We start from the raw sequence: 21,253 nt of genomic DNA, 5'->3' as shown, positions 1-21,253 counted from the left end.
GTGCCGGATGCGTCTGCTCATGCGCTGATGCGGTCGGTCAGGCCGCCGGTGGTTTTCAGGTCTGTTGCACAACTGCTGATCGCCCTTGGCGTACTGACCGCCGTGCCCGCGCTGTTTGCGTTCTGGTCCGGGGCGGGTGAACTGGCGCTGCGGCTTGGCATTCTGGTGCTGGGGCTGGTGGTCGTCTCGGTGCCGTTCACCCGCCTGCCCGAGCCCCATTATATCCAGCGTAACGAGGCGCTCTGCATCACCGCGCTGGTGTTTCTGATTGTCCCGCTGCTGATGAGTTATCCCCTGATGGCGGAAGGCCTGCCGTGGATCGATGCGTGGTTCGAGGCGGTCTCGGGCATCACGACCACCGGGCTGAGTACGCTGGCATCGGTGGAGTCCCATTCCCGGGCGTTTTTGTTCACGCGGGTGTGGATGCAGTGGTATGGCGGCCTCGGTATCGCGGTGCTGGCGGTGGCGCTGCTGATGGGGCACCAGGTGGCCAGTAAAAAGCTGCTGCAGACCAGTGGCGAGGAGGGCGCCAGTTCCACCGCACGCAGCTACGCCCGTCAGGTACTGTGGGTGTATTCCGGGCTGACGTTGCTCGGTTTCCTGTTGATCTGGCTCAGTCATGGCAAGGCGTTCGATGCGCTGATCCATTCGCTGGCGGCGCTGTCAACGGGCGGTTTTTCCGGCTTCGATGCCAGTCTTGCCTCGCTCTCCGCCACAACGCAACTGGCGATCACGCTGTTGTCGCTGGCCGGGGCGATCAGCCTGCCGCTCTATTTTATCGCGCTCTCCCGGCGGCAGTCGCAGCGCCTGTTCGAGGACGAGACACGGGCACTACTGCTGGCGATAGCGCTGCTCGCCCTGCTGCTTGCCGGTTATTTTCTGGTTAGTGGCGGGATGACGCTAACCGAGGCGGGTAGAAACGCGCTGGTGCTTGCGGTGTCCGCCCAGTCTACCACCGGTTTTAGCAGCCTGGAGCTGGCGCCGCTGGATAACGCTGTGAAGCTGCTGCTGATTCTGTCGATGCTGGTGGGCGGCTGCACCGGTTCCACGGCCGGTGGGCTGAAACTGATTCGTGTACTGATGCTGATTCAGGTGATCCGGGTGGCGCTGCAGCGGATCAATGCGCCATCCCGTGCCGTTCTCACGCCGCGCCTGGGGCGGGATGTGATCGATGCAGAGGATATCAGCAGCGTGCTGGTGCTGCTGGGGTTGTGGATACTGGTGGTGATGGTCTCCTGGTGGGTGTTTCTGCTCCACGGTGAGCCGCCTTTGAATGCCCTGTTCGAGGTGGTTTCGGCGCTGGGCACCGTGGGGCTATCCAGCGGCGTGACGCGGCCGGATCTGGCCCCGGTGCTGAAACTGGTGTTGTGCATCGATATGTTAGTGGGGCGGGTGGAGATCGTCGCGCTGCTGGTGCTGTTTCGTCCGCGTACCTGGATCGGCAGGAGGCATGATTGAAAATGAGATTTGTATTTCTGGGAACCAACACGCTGACGCTGGCCACCGCACGCATGTTGCTTGATGAAGGCTTCGATGTGGTGCTGGTCGAGAAGAGCAAGGCCCGGATCGACGAGCTTGCGGAGCAGATCGACTGCGGTTTTCTGCATGGCGACGGCAGTCTGCCCGACGTGCTGGAACAGGCGGACCCGGCCGGCACCGACGCACTGTTTGCGCTGCTCAATAACGAGCGCGACAACATCATCGCCGCTCTGGTCGCCCGCTCACTGAAGTTCAAGCGGGTGATTCTGCTGGTGACGGCGCCGGAGTTCGAGCATATCTGCGTGGAACTGGGGCTTGAGGATACGGTGGCGCCAAACCGGGCGGTGGCGCGTCATCTGGTGAATATGATCAAGGGTGAAAAAAGCCTGGAACTGTCCGCCATCATCCATTCGGACGCTGAAGTTTTCTCGTTTTTCGCCACCGAGTGCGAAGCGGGTTCGATCAGCGAGCTGAGCCTGCCCAAGAGCACACGGATCATCTGTCTGTACCGTGATGAGAAGCTGGTGTTGCCGGATGAGACCGAACATATTCAGGTCGATGATGAGATCGTAGTCATCATCCGCAGTGAACGCCTGCCGGCTTTAAAAAAGCAGCTTGAGCAGCGCTCGAATGGAAATGAAGACGATACTGAAGCGGCTGATTGAGCAGAGCGCCAGCCATGTGAAGCCAGCCAGACTCAGTCAGGTTTATCCTTGAACAACACCGGCGGTTTGACGCTGCGGTCCACTTCCAACTGGAAAATGTCCGGTCGGCCATAGTGCCCGGCCACATCCAGCGGCTTCCTGGCGTTGCGCGCATCTTTCAGAGCGATATCGGCGTAGAGGATGCTTTTATCCCTGTGATGCGGGCCGGCGATCACGCCCCCGAAGGGTTTGATGATGGCGGCGTCGCCGGGGTTGATCCATTCGTCATCGTTAAACAGGCTGTCCCGTTCCGGAATATCCGCCGGCACGTCTTTTCCTTCCAGTGCGGTGGCGGTGCTGAGTACCCAGCAGCCGCCTTCGCGGGCGATATGATTCATTGAAGCGATCCAGGTGTCGCCACTGTCCCAGGTGGGCGCGATGTAGATATCGATGTTCTGCGCATAGAGCGCAAAGCGGGCCAGGGGCATGTAGCTCTCCCAGCAGATCAGGCAGCCGATGCGGCCCACCGGCGTATCGACCACTCTGAGGCCTGAAGCATCGCCCATGCCCCAGACCATCCGCTCCGGGTTGGTGGGCATCAGCTTGCGGTGGCGGTTGAGAATCTGGCCATCGCTGCCGATGACGACCACCGTGTTGAACAGGGTGCTGCCACTGTAGGCGGAATCAACCTCGTTCATCCCCATCACGACCACAACCTTGTGTTTGGCCGCCGCATCGCGGAGTTTATCCAGCCCACCGGAGCCAATATCGACGGCGTTATCGCGCAGCAGGGCGTGCAGCCGGTTGCCCAGTGCCATATCGCCGCCGGGGCGCAGGCGCCAGATCCAGGTGGGGTAGCCGGGCAGGTAGGCTTCGGGAAAGACGACCAGCTTTGCGCCGCTGGATGCGGCCTCTTCCAGTGTTTCCAGGGCGCGCTCCATGGTCGCCTTGAGGTCGAGTAATACCGGTGGTTTCTGTGCAATCGCAACCTTTGTGTGCATCTTGCGGTCCGCCTTCAGTCGGGTGATGACAGGACCAAGGGGCTGCTGTGACGTGTCGGGTGCTGTTTGATCATTACGTCCAGGGAGCAGAGAAACCGGTCTGTCTAAAGTTATTCAGCGTAGACGCAGGTGAGAGGGATGGCTAATCGAGCCAGCGGACTGCTGGCCAGCTCGTCAGGTCGAGGGAACAGGTGATCCAGTACCGTGGAGGAGACCAGCGTCAGTATCAGTCCGGTGATTACGCCCAGCGTCAGCCTGATTGGTTAGCGGCCGATTACATCGAGCTTCTGATAGATCGGTACCGTCAGGGCAATAGTGGTCGGCCGCAGCCTGAACGAGGTGTTGGAAGTGCTATAAAGACACCATAACCAGCCCAGTCAGCATCAGCAGCAGTCCCTGAAGGCGGGGAGTGCTGACCGGTTCGCGCAGCCAGATCACGCCGATGGCAACGCCGAGCGGGATGCTGATCTGGCGCAGGGCCACCACGTAGCTGACCTCGTTCACCATCGACATGCTGATCAGAATCAGCAGGTAGGTGCCGATAATGAAACTGCCGGCCAGGGCGGTCATACCGATATCTGGAATCTTGCGCAGTGACTCCTTCATCACCAGGCGAACGAAAGGCAGCATCCAGAGCAGGGTCGCAGCGGCCTGCAGCACGACAAAGCTGCTGCCGGCGCTGAAAGCGTCGATACCGCTCTCGGTCATCATGCCGATGGCCATGCTGTCCACCAGTGAGTAGCCGGCGGTGGCGCTGGCGGCCATCAACACCCAGCCGATAGCGGGGGTACAGTAGTTGCGAAATTGGAAGTTGCGCCAGTGGTTCAACGGCAGGGCGAGGGAACCGAGGATGATCAGCAGCATGCCGACCACATCCTGCAGATCCAGTGCGCTTTGGCCGTAGATCAGCAGGACCAGCATCGGCACCAGCAGCACCGGTATCGCTCTCGCCAGCGGATAGACCAGGCTCAGGTCACCGGCGCGGTAGGCATAGGAGAGCCCGGTCATGTATAGCGTCTGGCACAGGCCAGACAGGATCAGTAGCAGCCAGAAAGCGGCCGGCATGTCGATCACATCGTCCCAGGCTCTGACCAGCAGCGGGCTGAAAATCAGCATGCCAAAGCCCATGGCAAAGGCGTAAAAGCGTACCGTCTGTGCGGTACGCTTACCGATCAGGTTCCAGCCCGCATGTAGCAGGGCTGAAACCAGAATCAGGGCGATAGCCTGGGCTGTCACGGCTTCTCACCCTGGGACAGGCGCTGGTTGATCGCCTGAAGGCAGGGGATCACATCAGCGATGCTGTCGATCACGTAATGGGCGCCGGCGCTGCTCATGCGGGCATAGGCAGCAGTGCGTCGTGATGCCTGTTCGCTGGCGTCCAGCTCGTTCCACTCCTCCAGGCTGAGTCCCACTTCGTTACCGCTGATGGCGACACCGATGGTCCACATACCGGCGTTCAGGCCCTCTTCGATGCCTGTGAGGGTATCGTCGATCTTCACGCAGGCGCCCAGGTGCTTAACGCCCAGGTCCATGGCGTTCTTCATGCTCATGTACGGGTAGGGGCGACCCTTGGGAACTTCCGTTGCACAGACGTTGCTGTCCGGGCTGTAGCCCTGTTCCGCCGCCATGGCGACCAGGCCCTCGATCATGCTGGCGGCGTAGCCGGTGTTGGCGCCGACGCGGATATTCTGGCCGCGCATCCACTTAAGGGCTTCGGTCAGGCCCGGGATCAGCCTGGCTGTTTGCGAGATGGAGTCGATCTGCAGCGGCACGAAGTCGTCATACATCCGGTCGATATCGGCCTCGGACGGGGCGGCACCCTTGAGTGCGGTCCATGCCTCGTTGATACGGGGGTGGGCGCAGAGCTGGCGGATATGTTCGCGCTTTTCAGTGCCCATGGGGCCGCGGGCTTCCGCCTCGCTGATCGAAATACCCTCTTCGGCAAAGAGCCGCTGGAACGCGCGGATCGGCGCCATGGAACCGAAGTCCACGGTGGTGCCGGCCCAGTCCATGATCACGGCTTCGAGCGGGCCGGTGTAGCGACGTTCGAACAGGTAGGGGCTGGTTGTCTTTGGCATCTGAGATCTCCTTGGTGGTCCAGTATGTGCTGTTTTTTGTTAAGGCAGTTATGCGATCGGTTGTCGGTCTTGCGCTGTTTTTTACTGAAGTCAGGCTGAGCTCGGGCCGCACCCTGCCAGGCCCCTGTCTCAGGGGCAGGCGCAGTGATTGGGTGATGCGGCGATTTACTTCGGTTAAGGGGCTGCTCGGGGCGGCTCAGTGGCTTAGTATTCCCGCCATCTCTGGGTGCGTTGCAGCAGGCGGCGGCAGATCAGCCAGTGCAGGGCTCTCACCGCGGCCGAGGTGGCGACGATCACCATCGCCATGGCGGCCGCGGGTGCTATATCTCCGGCGCCCTCCATGTTCAGCACCGCCACCGAAGCCAGCTTGGTATCGGAGGAGTAGAGGAAGATAACCGCCGACACGGTGGTCATCGCCGTAGTGAACAGGTAGGTGGAGATTTCCAGCACCGCCGGCAGGCACAGCGGCAGGGATACGCGGGTGAACACCTTGTACAGCGGCACCTTCAGGGAGGCGCCGACGGCTTCGATCTCCGGGTCCATCTGCTTGATGGCGGTCACCGCGGTGATATGGCTGACGGTGTAGTAGTGCACGATGGTGCTCAGTACCAGGATGGTCATGCCACCGTAGAGCCCGTTCAGCGGGTTATCCGGCGAGTTGAAAAAGAAGATATACGCCAGGCCCAGCACCATTCCCGGCACGGCCATCGGCAGCAGGGTCAGGACACCGATCAGGTTGAGGACCGGCTTGAAGCCCTGGCAGCGCTCCACCACGTAGGCGGAGATGAAGATAAACAGGGTGCCGATTACCGAGGTGTAGAGCGCCATGCGCAGCGAGTTGTAGAACGCTTCCCAGCCGCCGCCGTCCATCTGGTCAAACTGGTAGTTGGCGAAGGAGAGCGACAGGTTATAGGGCCAGAAAGTGACGAAGGAGGCGTAGGCGGCCATCGCCAGCATGCCCACCAGCAGCAGGGCGATGAAGCTGCAGTAGGCGAGGAACAGGCGGTCGCGCACTGGGTTCGGCTTGGGGGTGTAAACCACGGCGCGGGAGTTCATGGCGGAACCCTGTTTGCGTTTGGCGTAGCGGTCTACCATGAAGGCGATCACGGCGGGCAGCAGCAACAGTAGCCCGACCACCGCGCCCATCTGGAAATTCTGCTGGCCGATCACCTGCTTGAAAAGGTCGGTGGCGAGAACGTTGTAGGAGCCGCCGATCACCTTGGCGACGCCGAAGTCGGTCAGTGTCAGGGTGAAAATTACGAAGGTGGCGCTGATCAGCCCGTATTTGACCCCCGGCAGAGTCACCACGAAGAAGGTTTTGATCGGGCTGGTTTTAAGCACCGCGGCGGCTTCATAGAGGCGTCCGTCGACCATTTTCATGGAGGTCAGCAGGATCATCAGCGTTGATGGAAATACCCAGAACACCAGCCCCATGACGATACCGATGGGGCCATAGATAGTCTGGCCCATCAACACCTCACGGATGATGCCCTGGTTGCCGAACAGGTAGACCAGGCTGATCGCCGGCAGCAGCGAGGGTGCCAGCAGCGGAATAAGGCTCAGGGTTTTGAACAGCCCCTTGAACGGCATGCAGGTGCGGCTGAGGCCGTAGGCGTAAAGGAAGGCAAGCAGCAGGGCGATAAGGGTCGACAGCGCGGCCACCCAGAGCGAATTGCCTATCGCATCCACCAGGGATGAGTTGCTGAAATACTGGGCGAAGTTTGCCACGCCGATAAACTCGCCGTCGCGGTTCTGCACACTCTTGGCGAGCATGCTGTAGAGCGGGAACAGCACGGCGATCAGCAGCACCAGGGCGGAAAACAGGGCGCAGCCGCGCAGTAGCATCTGGTCGGCGCTCAGCTGCGGGCTGGTGCGAAACGGCGCGTGCACGGTGCGGTGTTTTGCGGTTGTCATGGTGAAATCCTCGCTCAGGCCGTCGCTGAATCGGTATTGAACAGATGAACCGATGCCGGTGGCAGGCGCAGAGTCAGTGCAGTGCCTGCTCCGATCTGGCGGCTGCGGATCTGGCGCATCGATAGGTCCACCGTCAGCCTAAGCGCGTTGTCGCCGCGCAGTTCGATCCGTGCGAATGAGCCGAGAAACTCTACCGATTCCACCTCTGCCCGGAGCAGATTCGCCTCGCTGGAATCATCCTCCACCAGCTCGATATCCTCAGGTCTTATCGCCAGTTGCCCTTCGTGGCGAAGCAGGTGGTTGGTGGTGGGAACGTGAAACTGCATGCCGTTTAGTTCGACCCGTTCAGGCCCGCTTACCCGGCAGGGGATCAGGTTGATGGTGCCGACAAACCTGGCCACGAACACGGATGCCGGGTTCTGGTAGATCTCCTGAGGCGTGCCGATCTGTTCGATATGGCCGTGATTCATCACCACGATCCGGTCAGCCATAGACATCGCCTCTTCCTGGTCGTGGGTCACCATGATGGTGGTTACGCCCAATTGATGCTGCAGCTGTTTGATCTCCTGACGCAGATGTACGCGAACCTGTGCATCCAGCGCTGACAGGGGCTCGTCGAGCAGCAGCAGGCTGGGCGATGTCGCCAGTGCTCGGGCCAGCGCCACGCGCTGCTGCTGACCGCCGGAAAGCTGACCGGGGTACTTGTTTCCCGCGTCAGGCAGGCCGATGTTGTCCAGAAGTTTGGCAACGGTTACACCGATCTCCTGTTTGGCAACGCCCAGGTTTTGCAGGCCGAAGGCGATATTCTGCGCCACCGTCAGGTTAGGGAAGAGCGCGTAGGACTGAAACACTATGCCGAAATCGCGCTTGTTGGGCGGCAGCCATGAGACATCCAGGCCATCTTGGATGATGCTGCCCGCTGTCTGAAACTCTAGCCCGGCGATTGCCCGCAAGAGTGTGGTCTTACCGCAGCCGGAGGGGCCTAGAAAGCAGATAAACTCGCCTTCGCTGACATTCAGGGATACCTGGTTAAGGGCTACGAAGTCGCCATACTTCTTGCTCAGGTCATGTACCTGCAGATAGGGCGCTGTTTTTGAGGCAGCGTGGCTGACAACTTTGGCCGCAGCGGGCTGGCTGTTATGAGGCTCGGTGGATACTGAGGCTCGGCGTGCTTCTGACATGGTCACTCCAGACATTCTAAATCGAGGGGCCGATGCCCCGGCGCTGCAGGCCGGGGCGGGCGGGGTCACTCTTTCGCTTCTGACTTTGAGTCGTAGCGGGAAGACCACTCCTCAAGAATCTGGGCGCGGTTCGATGCAGCCCACTGCAGGTCGTTTTTGATCATACGCTCGGTAATTTCCGGCGGGAAATGTTTCACCGGCTTGGCGACACCCGGCATGGCTACGACGGCAAAGCCTTCGTTATAGAGTTCGTTGGCCTTGCGGGTAACGGACCAGTCCATCAGTGTCTTGGCGGCTTCCAGGTTTTTGGTGCCGCGCACTATGCCTGCGGCTTCAAGTTCCCAACCGACGCCTTCGGTGGGCACGATCACATCCAGCGGGGCGCCTTTCTCCTTCAGCTTTGCTGCGCGGAAGGCGAAGGAGATACCGATGGGGATTTCACCAGAGGCAGCGAGTTTGCAGGGTTTGGAGCCGGAGTGGGTGTAACGGGCGATGTTGGCGTGCAGGCCGTCCATGTACTCCCAGCCTTTCTCTTCACCGAACATCTGCAGCCAGCTGGATACATCCAGGTAGCCGGTGCCGGAGGAGGCGGGGTTCGGCATGATCAGGTGACCCTGATAAACCGGCTTGAGCAGGTCTTCCCAGCTTTCCGGTTTGGGCAGGTCATATTTTTCCGCTTCGTAGGGGTTAAAGCAGATTGACGCGACCCAGGCATCCATACCGGTCCAGGCCGGTTCTGCTGCGGCATCCTTGAAGCCTTCAGACAGCTGCTCGACGCCCTTGGGTGCGTAGGGCTCCAGCATATCTTCCTCGTTCAGGAGCAGCAGGCTGGTGCCGGCCAGGCCCCAGATTACGTCGGCGCGTGGATTCTCTTTTTCAGCCAGCAGTTTGGCCGTGATGATGCCGGTGGAGTCACGCACCCAGTTGATCTTGATATCGGGGTGGTCTTCGTTGAAGCGCTCCGCATACTTTTTCAGATCGGAGGCTTCCAGGCCAGTATAGACAGTCAGTTCGGTCTGGCTTGCCTGGGCATTCAGAGACAGGCCGATCAGTGCGGTAGCGAGCGTGGACTTGATGACGCGGGAGAGTAGTTCCGTTGTTTGCTTATCTTTCATCCAGTTGATCCTCAAAAAATGAAATCGCATGACTGTTCGTGTTAGCAACCATTTTTAAGGCGTTCAGCTGGGGCGGACAAATCGTAATTTATTATACAAAGCATAGGTTTTACCGATGTGTTTTTTGGCGTTGTTATTGGGTCTCAACGCAGCGTGCCCGCCGAGCTCGCGACAGGGCAGGTCAAGGGGGTGGCTTTAAAAACAGGGAGATAAACCTGCTCTACAGCGTTCTGTGTGGCGCTGATTGTTGGGAGAGTTTTGTTTTCCTAGGTTTTCGCCAGCACTGTGAAAAGCCTTAAAACACCCTGTTAAGAGTTATCTTCGGCCAGTTTTATCGATCGAGGAGATAGCAAAAGCTACGCCATTTAAGTAAGGCTGCATGTAAGCGGGGGGTGAACCGGGCTTTTCTGGGAAGCCCGGGCCAGGATAGTCTGTCAGTTTGCTCTATTTTGGTGCATTAATGGGGTGTGGGCGAGCCTTTGTGGTGCTAAGACATAGGTTGAGTCGATAGATTTTGGTTTGCCTAAGCTGGGTTTTGTGCGTCCGTCTCAAGCGCGGCGGTATCCTGGGTATTGTTTAGCAGTTCAAAAAATGCACTGATCGTGGGCATCGGGTAGGACTCTTTGAGGCAGACAAAATACTCGGTGACGTTCAGCGCAGCGTCGCGCACGACCAGGGGATGGATGCGGTTGTCATGGCCCACTTCGCTGGCGCTTATGTAGCCGATACCAAGCCCTGCTGCGACCGCCTCCCGCATCCCCTCGCGGCTACCGATCTCCAGTGTGGTGCCAGGTCTGATCTCATAGCGGCGCATCGCCTGCTCGAAAATCGCCCGGGTGGTCGAGCCCTGCTCGCGCATGATCAGGCGCTGTCCGTTGAGTTCCTCGAACTGGATGCTGCTGCGGCGCGCCCACTCATGACCGCTGGGCACGAGGACCACCACCTGGTCCTTCTTATAGGCCTGGGCATGCATCTGGCTGTCTTCGATATATTCCGGCATCACGCCGATGTCGGCGCGGTGGGCTTTCAAGTCCTGCAGCACCCTCTCACTGTTGCCGAAGTGCACCGAGATCTCTATGCCGGGATAACGGCGATAAAAGTCGCCCAGTAGTGGCACCACCAGGTAGGGGCTGTCTGCGGTGACAAAGATCCTGCCGCTGAGCAGACCCTGGGCCCTGGTCAGCAGCTGTTCCGCTTCCGCTTCCAGATAGAACTGGCGTCGGGTGATGTCCAGCAGTGCGCGGCCGAGGCCGGTCAACTTAACGCCACGCCCCTGGCGCTGGAACAGTTTGACGCCGTAACGCTCTTCCAGCGCTTTCACATGGTCCGACAGCGTTGGCTGGGTGACATGAAGCAGCTCGGCGGCTTTGGTGTAACTGCCCTGGCTGGCAACAGCATGGAAGGCGCGGATCTGGGCATTATTCATAGTCGACCATTTATAGGTAATACCGATGTTAAAGATATGAATTATCGATTTGTTCAGAAAAATAAAAGTTATTACAACTGAGGGCAGAGTGTAAAACCCTTTCTCAGATGAACGCATCAGCAAGGTAAGGCTATGACCCCGATCGATCTTCCTGAAACTCCCTATTTCCTTCTCACCCCGGGCCCGTTGACCACCACTGCGAGCGTTAAGCGCAAGATGCTGGCCGACGCCTGCACCTGGGATGACGATTACAACGGCGTAGTGCAGCAAGTCCGCGCCCGTCTGGTGGCGCTGGCTACTGCTAAGCCCGGTTATACCTCGGTACTGATGCAGGGCAGCGGCACGGCCTGTGTTGAGGCGGTGATCGGGTCCGCGATCCCGGCAGACGGCAAACTGGTGGTGTTGGCAAACGGCGTTTACGGCAGCCGCATCGCCGAGATCGCCAGCTATCTGAACATTCCGCTTCACCTGATCGATGCTGGGGAAACCGAGTTGCCTGATCTGGCCGCGTTGGAAACTCTGCTGCAGACCGACCCGGGTATTACGCACGTGGCGGTTGTTCATTGCGAGACCACCACCGGTATGCTCAATCCGATTGCGGCGGTAGGTGCATTGGCCAAGGCGGCGGGAAAAACCTTTATTGTCGATGCGATGAGCAGCTTTGGTGGCATCGAGATGGATGTGGCCGAGTTGGAGATCGATTTCCTGATCAGCAGTGCGAACAAGTGCATACAGGGAGTTCCGGGGTTCGGGTTCGTTATCGCGCGTATCGAGGCGATGCTGGAAACCGAGGGTCGTGCGCGCTCGCTTAGCCTGGACCTCTACAGCCAGTGGAAGTGCATGGAGGAGAATAACGGCAAGTGGCGCTTTACCTCGCCGACTCATGTGGTGCGTGCTTTTGCCCAGGCGCTGAACGAGCTGGATGAAGAGGGCGGAGTGGCGGCGCGTGCCCTGCGTTATCGCGAAAATCACCGCGTACTGGTGGAAGGGATGCGCGGGCTTGGGTTCGAGACGTTGCTGGATGATACGGTGATGTCACCGATTATTACCTCTTTCTACAGCCCGACAGATGATGAGTACAGCTTCAAGCAGTTCTATGACCTTCTGAAGGCGCGGGGGTTTGTGATCTACCCGGGCAAGGTATCGGCGGCGGACTGCTTCCGCGTCGGCAATATAGGCAATGTGATGCCCGAAGATATCCAGCAGCTGATCGAAGCGGTCGAGCAGTGCTGCTACTGGCGCAGTTCCGTCCAGGCCGCAGCGGTCTGATCTGGTTATAATTCAGCCCCGGAACTCTCCGGGGCTCCCTGTTTCTGGTTGTTCATCACCCACGGCGGTGCTTCACTTCCTCTCGCTTCCGATCTGTTCGGCTTCTGTTATCGCTCTGGCGTTTAGATCTTGAGGTTTTATCTCTAGTGACTTCATCGGCGATGTAAGTTCGCAGGATCAGGCAAGTCTGAAGGAGGAACTTGCTACCTCTTCTTTACATATTTTCGCTCTAATATCGGCTCCTTAGACCGGCGTTACTCCTTTAACAGCGGTTATCCCCCTGAACCGGAGAACTACGCGGCACCAGACAGGCGCTCTGATTTGTGTGGTTGTGGTTCTACAAAAGATATTCGAGAGCAGAAAAGTGGATTTAGCCAATACCAGCAATCAGGCATCCGGCGGTGCGGAAGAAGGTGTTAAAGAAGCCAACTGGAGTGGCGTGTTTGCCATGTCCCTATGCGCCTTTGTGATGGTGGCCGCAGAGTTTATGCCGGTCAGTCTGCTGACGCCCATGGCCGCAGGGTTGGGGGTGAGTGAAGGCGCTGTCGGTCAGGGGATCTCCATGTCTGGCGTGTTCGCGGTGATTGTCGCGCTGTCCGTTTCATCGCTTGCCGGAAAGCTGGATCGTAAAAAGGTGTTGGTGGCGCTGACCGGCGTGATGCTGGTGTCTGGCGTATTGATTGCGCTGGCGCCGAACTACCTGGTTTATATGGTCGGTCGCGCCCTGGTTGGTGTTGCTCTGGGCGGCTTTTGGTCCATGTCCGCATCGGCGGCCATGCGCATGGTACCGATGGATAAGGTGCCCAGGGCGCTGGCGATCTTTAACGGTGGTAATGCGCTGGCGATGGTGATTGCAGCGCCCTTGGGCAGTTTCCTGGGGGCGCTGGTGAGCTGGCGCGGTGCCTTTATGTTTCTGGTACCGGTAGCGCTGATTGCGCTGCTCTGGCAGTGGATAAAATTGCCGTCGATGCCCGCCGAAACCCAGGGCCGCAAGCTACATCATATTTTTCGCCCGCTTAAGCGCAGTATGGTGGCGGTTGGCTTTTTTGCCACGGCGCTGCTGTTTATGGGGCAGTTCACGCTGTACACCTATATCCGACCGTTTCTGGAAGGCGAGACAGGTGTCAGCGAGCAGCTGCTGACGCTGGTGCTACTGATGATCGGCGTGGCCGGATTTATCGGTACGTCGCTGATCAGCAGCGTGCTTAAAGGCAATATCTACCGCGCGCTGATGGCGATGCCGGTGATTCTGGCGATCTGTGGTGTGGCGCTGGTTCAGTTTGGCGATCAGCTGGGTGTTGTGTTGCCGGTGCTGTTTGTCTGGGGGCTGGTGGCGACTTCCGCGCCGGTGGGTTGGTGGACCTGGGTGTCCCAGTCGATGCCGGACGATGCCGAAGCCGGCGGCGGTCTGATGGTTGCCATCGTCCAGCTGGCGATTGGGCTGGGCTCCACGGTGGGCGGTGTGCTATTTGACCACTGGGGTTTCGAGAGCGCATTTTCAGTCAGCGCCGCGTTGCTGATCGGCTCCGGTGCCCTGGCGCTGCTCAGCATGGGAATCAGTCGACGCAGTTCGGCTCAGCCGGCGCAGATGGCCGCATCCTGATCTCTTAATAATCGCCGCCCTGGTGCAAGGCCAGGGCGGAATTGCTTACCTCCTCTCCAAGACTGGCCCGGTCCGCTGGTGTGTATTTTGCAATTCGTTAATGAATTGCCTGAACCATACCTACATTTGTCACATTCACCGTCAAACGGGGCCGCTTATGTCGCATATTCCGCCATCCTCCGAAGAGGAATTCTGGGTGATCTGGAGCCCCAGCCTTGGCGTGGTTGATACGGTCAGCATTGAGCGGATAGAAGATGGCCCTCAGGGTCGCCAGGCCTGGCTCGATGAGCCCTATGAGATGGTCGGGCCGATCAGTCTGGATGCGCTGGAAGAGAAAGGGCAGGTGAACTTTGCCGCCTGCAGGGTCATGTCCCGCCAGCGCTGGCAGCGTGACCAGGTGGAGCTGCGGCGCGAATCCCGCAGGCTGAGGCGTGAGGCACAGCAGCGCGAGCAGGAAGCGTTTGTCCTGTTTAACCGGCGGCGCATGGCGGCAGAGCCAAGCCCTTTTGAGCAGTACGCCGAACGTGGCCATCGTGAATCCCTGGATCTGCCGGCCGAGGGGCCGCTTGATGTGGCGCAGATCAAGAGCGCTTACCGGCGGCTGGCGCAGAAACACCACCCTGATGCCGGTGGCAGCCAGGAGCAGTTTGTGAAGATCACCGCCGCCCGTGATGAGCTGTTAAGTCGCGTATCCTGAACGGGGTTTTCCCCGGTATGCGTGCAGTGTTTAATCGGCGCCGGGATTAAACAGCCCATAGCGCCAACCCCGGATCGCAATGATCACCGTGGCGCCGTGGCGGTCATCGAACTCCTGGGCTACATCTTCCCGGTTGAACTCCTCGAACTCCCGCGCCAGGCGCTGCATACGACGCTGGAACGCCTGGTTGGATGACTTCGACAGCATGCCGTTGAGCACGATCAGGCTTTCGTCCTCGCGCTGAAAGCGGGAGTTGAAATACTCTGCGGCGATGCGCTGCTGAAAGAACTGCTGGATAGGACCGTTCTCGATCCAGTTGAAATTGGCGGCCACCTTCAGCTTGATCCGGTTTCTGGGCTGCAGGTCGATGATCTGCAGCCTGTCCAGCCGCGCCAGTTTCTGGATGCACAGGTGTTCGTCGAGTTTATGCACGCTGAGAATCTGCTCCAGCGTCCAGCGGTTGAGTACGCAGACGGCGACCAGCAGCAGTGTCAGGTCACCGGCGATCTCCCGCTCCTGTTCCACGGTCAGCTGCTCGATCCGGCCGGAATTCTCCTCCATCTGTTTCACCAGGTCGGTGATTTCCATCCCCATCAGCTGACAGATCGCATCGAGCCGCTCCAGCGACAGCTGGTTGGTGGAGAGCAGCCGCTTGACGCTGGCTTCCGACAGCTCCAGTGCAACCGCTACATCGGCGTAGGTTTTGCTATTGGCTTTCAGGCAGCGCTTGAGGGTATCGATCAGCGGTTTGGTCTGACGAGCCATGGTGTAGTCCTTGGTGTGTGGATCATTAAGCGGTAATCAGCCCTGCTTCAGCAGCCGGTGCAGCACCCAGCCACCGATAAAGCCCATCAGGCTGCCGAGCACGGTTTCGACAAAGCGCTCTTCGATCAGCGTGCCGAGGTCGGTCTGCAGCGAGGAAGCTTCGGAAAAGATCAGCGTCATTGGCGTGATAAACACCAGCGCCAGGGCGTAGTTACGCACCACCAGCGACTGGATGGCGACGTTGAACAGGCCGATGGCCAGGGCCAGCACCAGTGTCGAAGGCTGAAAGCTGAACAGCAGCCAGGCAACACCCAGGCCCAGGGCGGTGCCAACGATGCGTTGCGCCTGGCGCTGCCACATATGCTGCAGGGAGTTGCCCTGCAGAATCGCGGCGCAGGCGATGGTGGCCCAGTAAGGTTTGAGCAGCTCCAGTTCACTGGCGATGTAGAAGGTGAGGGCGACAAACAGTGCACTGCACAGGCCATCGGCCAGGGTGGCACTCCATGGATCCTCCGCGCTCTGGTTGGGCGGCAGCTTGGGCGGGCCAGCGGCCGGGTTGACCGGTACCAGCAGGTGATAGATCAGCATGCCGAGCATGGCGGTCAGGCTGCCCAGGCCCAATATCAGCAGTCGCTCGTCAACGGGGGGCATTTCCGGCGCCTGAATAGTGGCGGTGGTGGCGACCAGCACAAAGAAGAAGCGCCCCGGCAGCGCTACCCGTAGCAGGCGCACCACCAGCGTCATAGCGAAAGTGATCAGAAACAGGATCAACACGGCGCCCGGCAGTGTTTCGGAAGCGGTGGCGCTGAGGTAGTAGGAGAGCTGGAAACCGATGGCGACCATCAGCAGGGTGAACAGCCTTTTCGCCAGAGTGGCCTGAGGGATGTAGATAAAGATCATCGTTCCCAAACAGCCGATCACCCCCAGGCTGAAGGCGCCGTAAAAAGCGCCGACCAGCGCCGGGATCAGCGCGCAAAGGCCGGTCATCACCGGCAGGTGCCAGGGGCGGGCATGTTGTTTAATCTGGAAAAAGTCAGTGAACATCTGCCGGGCTGCAGAAAACCGCCGTTGCTCGCTCATCGTCGCTGGCCTTCTAGAGTATAAGATCAGAGTAGCAGCCCACTGCAGAACAGGGAGGTGCGAGACTGCAGAACGGGAGTTTAGCGAAGTTAGGTATTAATATGTAATACCTTGTGGCGTTTATGACGCAACTATAAATAAGGAAGTTGTACCAGGTGTGGTTCTGACCAGAATGGCAGAACGACTAACCGCACAGAAACTGGAATCTGCCCACTATGAATCAGCTCTTGAAGGTTAAGGGATTTATCGCCTACCTGCTGGTGGTGTTCCTCAACGCCTTTGTGGATCTTGGCCACAAAATCGTAATTCAGAACACCATCTTCAAAACCTGGGATGGCGACGTGCAGGTGATACTGACAGCCGTGATCAACGGCCTGATCCTATTGCCGTTTATCCTGTTGTTCTCCCCCTCCGGCTTTCTCTCCGACCGTTTCCCCAAACCCAGCGTGATGCGCTACGGCGCGCTGGCGGCGGTCGGCGGCACCGCGCTGATCGGCTTGAGCTATCTGGCGGGCTGGTTCTGGGTGGCGTTCGGCCTGACCCTGCTGCTGTCGATTCAGAGTGCGATCTACTCGCCGGCCAAGTACGGCTATATACGCGAGCTGCTTGGGGATGAGCGTCTGGCCCAGGGTAACGCGCTGGTGCAGGCGACCACGATTATCTCGATTCTGGGCGGTACCTTCGCGTTTTCAGCGCTGTTCGAGCATTTCTACCAGCCGGATTTTTCCAGCACCACCGAGGTGATGCATGCCATCGCCCCCCTGGGTCTGGTGCTGGTGGCGCTGTCTTTTGTGGAGTGGATTCTGGCGGGTCGCCTGCCCAGGCGTGAAGCGGGGGAGCCAGGCAAAACCTTCAGCTTCAAGACCTACGTCACCGGCGGTTACCTGCGTGGCAATATCGGTGCGATTCGTGGCAACCGGGCGATCTGGCTCTCCATTGTGGGCCTGGCCATGTTCTGGGCGATCTCCCAGGTGGTACTGGCGGCGTTTCCGGCCTACGCCAAAGAGGTGCTGGCCGAAACCAACACCCTGGTGATTCAGGGCCTGCTGGCGGTGAGCGGTATCGGTATTCTGATCGGCTCCGTCACGGCGGGGCGTGCGTCCCGCGCTCATATCGAGCTGGGCCTGGTGCCGCTGGGCGCCATCGGTATCGCACTCTGCCTGCTGCTGATGCCGGTGTCAGAGAGCCTGGTGTCTCTGGCTGCGCTGTTGCTGCTGCTCGGTGTCTGCGGTGGCCTGTTTATCGTGCCGCTGAATGCGCTGATTCAGTACAGCGCCCAGGCCAGCAAGCTGGGTACGGTGCTGGCCGGTAACAACTGGATTCAGAACCTGGCGATGCTCGGTTTTCTGGCGCTGACCGTGGTGTTCTCCCTGGTCGGCTTCAGCAGCCGTGGCCTGTTCTACCTGCTGGCGATCACCGCCATCGCCGGTGCTGCTTATACCTTCTACTGCCTGCCGCACTCGCTGGTGCGTATCTTTGCCGGCGTGATCCTCAAGCGCAGCTACCGCGTCAGCGTATCTGGCCTGGAGAACCTGCCCAAGCGCGGTGGTGTGCTGCTGCTGGGTAACCATATCAGCTGGATCGACTGGGCTATCGTACAGATCGCCTGCCCACGCCCGGTGCGCTTTGTAATGCTGCGCAGCATCTATGAAACCTGGTACCTGAAGCCGTTCCTGAAGTTTTTCGGCGCAATTCCGATCAGCGCCGGCAACAGCCAGGGGGCGCTGGCCAGCGTCAACGAGTGCCTGAAAAACGGTGAGGTGGTCTGCCTGTTCCCTGAGGGAGCGATCAGCCGCACCGGTCATCTCGGCCTGTTCCGCAACGGCTATGAAAAGGCGGTGGAGGATGTGGAAGAGGGTGTGATCGTACCTTTCTACCTGCGCGGCCTCTGGGGCAGTCGCCTGTCCCGCTCCCACAGTGAGAAGCTGCGCGAGAACACCCGCGATGGCTTTAAGCGTAATGTGATCGTGGCACTGGGCGAGCCGCTGCCGCTGGAAACCAAGGCCGATGCACTGAAACAGAAAGTGTTCGAGCTGTCGGTGAATGGCTGGGAAGACTACACCGCCAGCCTGGAGCCGCTGCCGCTGGCCTGGCTGAAGCAGGCCAAACGTCATCCGCGGGCGGTTAGCCTGATCGATACGATGGGTGATGCCCAGTATAGCAACGCCCGTGTCATCGCCGGTACCACGGCTATGGCGCGCAGCATGAAAAAGATCTGCCGTGAGCAGAATGTGGGTCTGTTGCTGCCCTCCAGTGCGGCCGGTGTCATGGCTAACCTGGCGGTGATGCTGAACGGCCAGACGGCGGTGAACCTGAACTTCACCGCCGGTGTGGAATCGGTGCAGGCGGCGATCCGCAGCGCTTCTATCGATACGGTATACACCTCCACCCGCTTTGCGAAAAAGCTCAAGTCACGCGGTATCGAGATGGATGCCATGCTGGCCGGTACCAAAATCGTGTACCTGGAAGATGTGCGCGCGAAGATGACCAAAACCCGTCTGCTCGGAGCTCTGATCGGTGCTTATGTGCTGCCAGCCTCGCTGCTTTGCCGGCTGTATGGTCGTGGCGTGAAACTGGAAAGCCCGGCGCAGATCCTTTTCTCCAGCGGTAGTGAGGGCACACCCAAGGGCGTGGTGCTGAGCCACCGCAACCTGATGGGTAACATCAAGCAGATCAGCGATGTGCTCAACACCCGTAACGATGACGCCATGATGGCCTGCCTGCCGCTGTTCCACTCCTTTGGCCTGACGGTGAACAGCCTGCTGCCGATGGTGGAGGGGATTCCGGCGGTCTGTCATCCGGATCCCACCGATGCGCTGAATATCGCCAAGGCGATCTACCGCTACAAGGTCAGCATCCTCTGCGGTACTGCAACCTTCCTGCGCCTGTATACCCGCAACCGCAAGGTGGTGCCGGAGATGCTGGAGCCGCTGCGCGTAATCGTTGCCGGTGCGGAAAAACTCTCCGCCGAGGTGCGCGACAGCTTCGAGCTCAAGTTCAAGAAAACGATCTTCGAAGGTTATGGCGCTACCGAAACCGCGCCGGTGGCCAGCGTCAACGTGCCCGATGTGATGGACCCGAACACCTGGAAGCTCCAGGCCGGCCAGAAGAAGGGCAGTGTGGGTCTGCCGCTGCCGGGTAGCTGCTTCCGCATCGTCGATCCGGAAACTCTGGAAACCCTGCCCACCGGTGAAGATGGTCTGATCCTGGTTTCCGGTGGCCAGGTGATGCAGGGCTACCTGAACGACCCGGAGAAAACCGACGATGCCATCGTCGAGCTTGATGGTCGCCGCTGGTACCGCAGCGGGGACAAGGGGCATCTGGATACGGATGGTTTCCTGACCATCGTCGATCGCTACTCCCGCTTTGCCAAGATCGGCGGCGAGATGATCAGCCTGGGCGCGGTGGAAGCCGCCGTGGCCGGCGTAGTGGATACGGAAAGCATGGAGTTCGCCGCCACCAATATCAAAGACGACAAGAAGGGCGAGAAGGTTGTGCTGCTGGTCACCGGTGCGGCTGACGACGTGCGCCAGAAGATGATCGATACCGGCGTGAACCCACTGATGATTCCCTCAGAGGTGATCGCTGTTGAGGAGCTGCCGAAACTGGGCAGCGGCAAGATCGATTACAAGGGGCTGAAACAATGTGCGCTGGACGCACAGGCCTAAGGGAGGCGAAGCAGATGAGACTCATGAGACTGTTCAAGAAAGATCTCGCCCATGAGGTTCGCGACTGGATCGGCGATGGCCTGATCGAGCGTGCCCAGGGGGAGGCGATCCTCGCACGCTACGGTGCAAGCCTGGATGAGGGCAAGGGCGGCAGCTTCGCCTACTACGTGCTCAGCGCCCTGGCGGTGATGTTCGCGGGCCTCGCGATGATCCTGGTGCTGTCCCATAACTGGGACGAGATTCCGCGCATGCTGAGGATGCTGGGGCTGATCGGCGCCACGCTGGTGATCAACCTGATCGGTGGTCTGGAACTGCTGCAGGGCAGGCAGCGCGCCGGTGTGCTCTGGCTCTTCTTCGGCGGTATCAGCTACGGCGCATCGATCATGCTGATCGCGCAGATCTACCATCTGGGTGAACACTTTCCGGATGGCATCTTCTGGTGGGCGCTTGGAATTCTGCCGCTGGTGGTCCTGACCCGCTCACGGCTGATCGCGCTGCAGGTGCTGGTGCTTTCAACGTTGTGGATGTACACCGAGGCCAGTACCGGCTTTATGCCGGCCAGCTACCCGCTGTTTGCGCTGGCCTGTCTCTGGCTGGTGTGGACCCATCGACGTTCGGCACTGATCTTTCTGGGCTCTCTGGTGGGACTGGTGGCCTGGATCAACCTGATGCTCGCCTGGGGCGCCGGTGACTTCTATTACTACGACGCCTTTGCTGACCAGGTACCGCTGACTCTGGCTTTGGGACTGGCGCTGATCGGCGCTGCCTGGTGGCTGATGCGTCACGGTGAACCGCTAAAGCGTGATTATGGTCAGCTGCTGCATCTCTATCTGCTACGCGGCGCGATCCTGACACTGCTGATACTCAGCTTCACCGGTTTCTGGCGTGATCTGATGCGCGGGGATTACCTGCTGGGCATCTTCAACCCGCTGCTGCTGGCGCTGGGTACGCTGATCGGCTTTGTCCTGGCGCGTCCCTCTGGTGTGAACGCCAGCGGCCCGATTCTGCTAAACGGTGCGTTTTTCACCCTGGCCGCGCTGCTGGTGCAGCAGAACTGGGCAGAACCGGTTTGGCTCGCCATCGCCACCAACCTGGTGTTGGTTATCACCGGTATCTGGCTGATCCGCCGCGGCGTGGAGGATGCCGTTACCCACTTCTTCTACACCGGTGTGGCGGTCCTGCTGCTCACCGCCATGCTGCGCTACTTCGACCTGATCGGCGATTACATCGGCGGCGCACTGCTGTTCATGGTGGCCGCGGCAGTACTGTTCGGTGCCGCTCGCTTCTGGAGAAACCGTACAACTGAGGGCCAGGATCATGTCTAATTCAACGT

The 21,253-nt window shown here is 59.6% G+C and carries 16 protein-coding genes; 7 read left to right on the top strand and 9 right to left on the bottom strand.

The features are described from left to right. Window positions 1-1,458 (top strand): TrkH family potassium uptake protein, encoded by a 1,458-nt coding sequence (locus ACQUQP_RS17150; protein ID WP_432696254.1) that lies wholly within the window; start codon window positions 1-3, stop codon window positions 1,456-1,458. Window positions 1,459-1,460: 2 nt separating this feature from the next. Further along, a complete protein-coding gene (locus tag ACQUQP_RS17145; protein WP_432696253.1) occupies window positions 1,461-2,144 on the top strand; it encodes a potassium channel family protein in 684 nt (227 codons plus the stop codon). Between the two features lie 32 nt (window positions 2,145-2,176). Here ACQUQP_RS17145 and ACQUQP_RS17140 read toward each other — a convergent pair whose 3' ends face one another. The 7 genes from ACQUQP_RS17140 to ACQUQP_RS17110 all read right to left on the bottom strand — a co-directional run bounded on the left by ACQUQP_RS17140 (window position 2,177) and on the right by ACQUQP_RS17110 (window position 10,838). Continuing rightward, window positions 2,177-3,124 carry a carbon-nitrogen hydrolase family protein gene (locus ACQUQP_RS17140; RefSeq protein ID WP_432696252.1) on the bottom strand — a complete coding sequence of 316 codons (948 nt, stop codon included), beginning with the start codon at window positions 3,122-3,124 and terminating at the stop codon, window positions 2,177-2,179. Window positions 3,125-3,475: 351 nt separating this feature from the next. Further along, complete coding sequence (locus ACQUQP_RS17135) at window positions 3,476-4,360, bottom strand: EamA family transporter (protein ID WP_432696251.1); 885 nt, start codon at window positions 4,358-4,360, stop codon at window positions 3,476-3,478. Further along, entirely contained in the window at window positions 4,357-5,202 is an 846-nt protein-coding gene (phnX, locus tag ACQUQP_RS17130) for a phosphonoacetaldehyde hydrolase (protein WP_432696250.1), read from the bottom strand. The genes ACQUQP_RS17135 and phnX overlap by 4 nt, the downstream gene beginning before the upstream one ends. 204 nt (window positions 5,203-5,406) lie before the next feature. Then, on the bottom strand, window positions 5,407-7,116 hold the full coding sequence (locus tag ACQUQP_RS17125) for a putative 2-aminoethylphosphonate ABC transporter permease subunit (protein ID WP_432696249.1): 1,710 nt from the start codon (window positions 7,114-7,116) through the stop codon (window positions 5,407-5,409). 14 nt (window positions 7,117-7,130) lie between these two features. Next, window positions 7,131-8,297 carry a putative 2-aminoethylphosphonate ABC transporter ATP-binding protein gene (locus ACQUQP_RS17120; protein ID WP_432696248.1) on the bottom strand — a complete coding sequence of 389 codons (1,167 nt, stop codon included), beginning with the start codon at window positions 8,295-8,297 and terminating at the stop codon, window positions 7,131-7,133. Between the two features lie 65 nt (window positions 8,298-8,362). After that, on the bottom strand, window positions 8,363-9,412 hold the full coding sequence (locus tag ACQUQP_RS17115) for a putative 2-aminoethylphosphonate ABC transporter substrate-binding protein (RefSeq protein WP_432696247.1): 1,050 nt from the start codon (window positions 9,410-9,412) through the stop codon (window positions 8,363-8,365). Window positions 9,413-9,935: 523 nt separating this feature from the next. Beyond that, window positions 9,936-10,838, bottom strand: coding sequence for a LysR substrate-binding domain-containing protein (locus ACQUQP_RS17110; protein ID WP_432696246.1), 903 nt, complete (start codon window positions 10,836-10,838; stop codon window positions 9,936-9,938). Window positions 10,839-10,970: 132 nt separating this feature from the next. On the opposite strand from ACQUQP_RS17110, the gene phnW reads away from it, so the two are divergent. The 3 genes from phnW (at window position 10,971) to ACQUQP_RS17095 (ending at window position 14,407) form a co-directional block, all read left to right on the top strand. Then, the gene (gene phnW, locus ACQUQP_RS17105) at window positions 10,971-12,107 is read left to right on the top strand and encodes a 2-aminoethylphosphonate--pyruvate transaminase (protein WP_432696245.1); all 1,137 of its coding nucleotides are present in this window, start codon (window positions 10,971-10,973) and stop codon (window positions 12,105-12,107) included. Between the two features lie 364 nt (window positions 12,108-12,471). Further along, window positions 12,472-13,710 carry an MFS transporter gene (locus tag ACQUQP_RS17100; RefSeq protein ID WP_432696244.1) on the top strand — a complete coding sequence of 413 codons (1,239 nt, stop codon included), beginning with the start codon at window positions 12,472-12,474 and terminating at the stop codon, window positions 13,708-13,710. A gap of 157 nt (window positions 13,711-13,867) precedes the next feature. Next, on the top strand, window positions 13,868-14,407 hold the full coding sequence (locus ACQUQP_RS17095) for a DnaJ domain-containing protein (protein ID WP_432696243.1): 540 nt from the start codon (window positions 13,868-13,870) through the stop codon (window positions 14,405-14,407). A 30-nt stretch (window positions 14,408-14,437) separates the two neighbouring features. Here ACQUQP_RS17095 and ACQUQP_RS17090 read toward each other — a convergent pair whose 3' ends face one another. Then, a complete protein-coding gene (locus ACQUQP_RS17090) occupies window positions 14,438-15,172 on the bottom strand; it encodes a helix-turn-helix domain-containing protein (protein ID WP_432696242.1) in 735 nt (244 codons plus the stop codon). 36 nt (window positions 15,173-15,208) lie between these two features. After that, on the bottom strand, window positions 15,209-16,252 hold the full coding sequence (locus tag ACQUQP_RS17085) for an FUSC family protein (protein ID WP_432696241.1): 1,044 nt from the start codon (window positions 16,250-16,252) through the stop codon (window positions 15,209-15,211). A gap of 215 nt (window positions 16,253-16,467) precedes the next feature. Here ACQUQP_RS17085 and ACQUQP_RS17080 point away from each other — a divergent pair, with 215 nt between their 5' ends. After that, window positions 16,468-19,920, top strand: coding sequence for an acyl-[ACP]--phospholipid O-acyltransferase (locus ACQUQP_RS17080; RefSeq protein ID WP_432696240.1), 3,453 nt, complete (start codon window positions 16,468-16,470; stop codon window positions 19,918-19,920). Window positions 19,921-19,934: 14 nt separating this feature from the next. After that, a complete protein-coding gene (locus ACQUQP_RS17075; RefSeq protein ID WP_432696239.1) occupies window positions 19,935-21,245 on the top strand; it encodes a DUF2157 domain-containing protein in 1,311 nt (436 codons plus the stop codon). Window positions 21,246-21,253 lie beyond the last annotated feature (8 nt).

Source organism: Marinobacterium sp. YM272 (genome assembly GCF_050908845.1).
Classification (GTDB): domain Bacteria; phylum Pseudomonadota; class Gammaproteobacteria; order Pseudomonadales; family Balneatricaceae; genus Marinobacterium_D.
This window is presented reverse-complemented; position numbering and strand designations above follow the sequence as displayed.

Bases quoted from the DNA above. Each gene is read 5' to 3' on its own strand.
- ACQUQP_RS17085 (WP_432696241.1), bottom strand. From the start codon at position 16,252: ATGAGCGAGCAACGGCGGTTTTCTGCAGCCCGGCAGATGTTCACTGAC.
- ACQUQP_RS17120 (WP_432696248.1), bottom strand. From the start codon at position 8,297: ATGTCAGAAGCACGCCGAGCCTCAGTATCCACCGAGCCTCATAACAGC.
- ACQUQP_RS17140 (WP_432696252.1), bottom strand. From the start codon at position 3,124: ATGCACACAAAGGTTGCGATTGCACAGAAACCACCGGTATTACTCGAC.
- ACQUQP_RS17115 (WP_432696247.1), bottom strand. From the start codon at position 9,412: ATGAAAGATAAGCAAACAACGGAACTACTCTCCCGCGTCATCAAGTCC.
- ACQUQP_RS17095 (WP_432696243.1), top strand. From the start codon at position 13,868: ATGTCGCATATTCCGCCATCCTCCGAAGAGGAATTCTGGGTGATCTGG.
- ACQUQP_RS17125 (WP_432696249.1), bottom strand. From the start codon at position 7,116: ATGACAACCGCAAAACACCGCACCGTGCACGCGCCGTTTCGCACCAGC.
- ACQUQP_RS17110 (WP_432696246.1), bottom strand. From the start codon at position 10,838: ATGAATAATGCCCAGATCCGCGCCTTCCATGCTGTTGCCAGCCAGGGC.
- phnX (WP_432696250.1), bottom strand. From the start codon at position 5,202: ATGCCAAAGACAACCAGCCCCTACCTGTTCGAACGTCGCTACACCGGC.
- ACQUQP_RS17145 (WP_432696253.1), top strand. From the start codon at position 1,461: ATGAGATTTGTATTTCTGGGAACCAACACGCTGACGCTGGCCACCGCA.
- phnW (WP_432696245.1), top strand. From the start codon at position 10,971: ATGACCCCGATCGATCTTCCTGAAACTCCCTATTTCCTTCTCACCCCG.
- ACQUQP_RS17090 (WP_432696242.1), bottom strand. From the start codon at position 15,172: ATGGCTCGTCAGACCAAACCGCTGATCGATACCCTCAAGCGCTGCCTG.
- ACQUQP_RS17075 (WP_432696239.1), top strand. From the start codon at position 19,935: ATGAGACTCATGAGACTGTTCAAGAAAGATCTCGCCCATGAGGTTCGC.
- ACQUQP_RS17080 (WP_432696240.1), top strand. From the start codon at position 16,468: ATGAATCAGCTCTTGAAGGTTAAGGGATTTATCGCCTACCTGCTGGTG.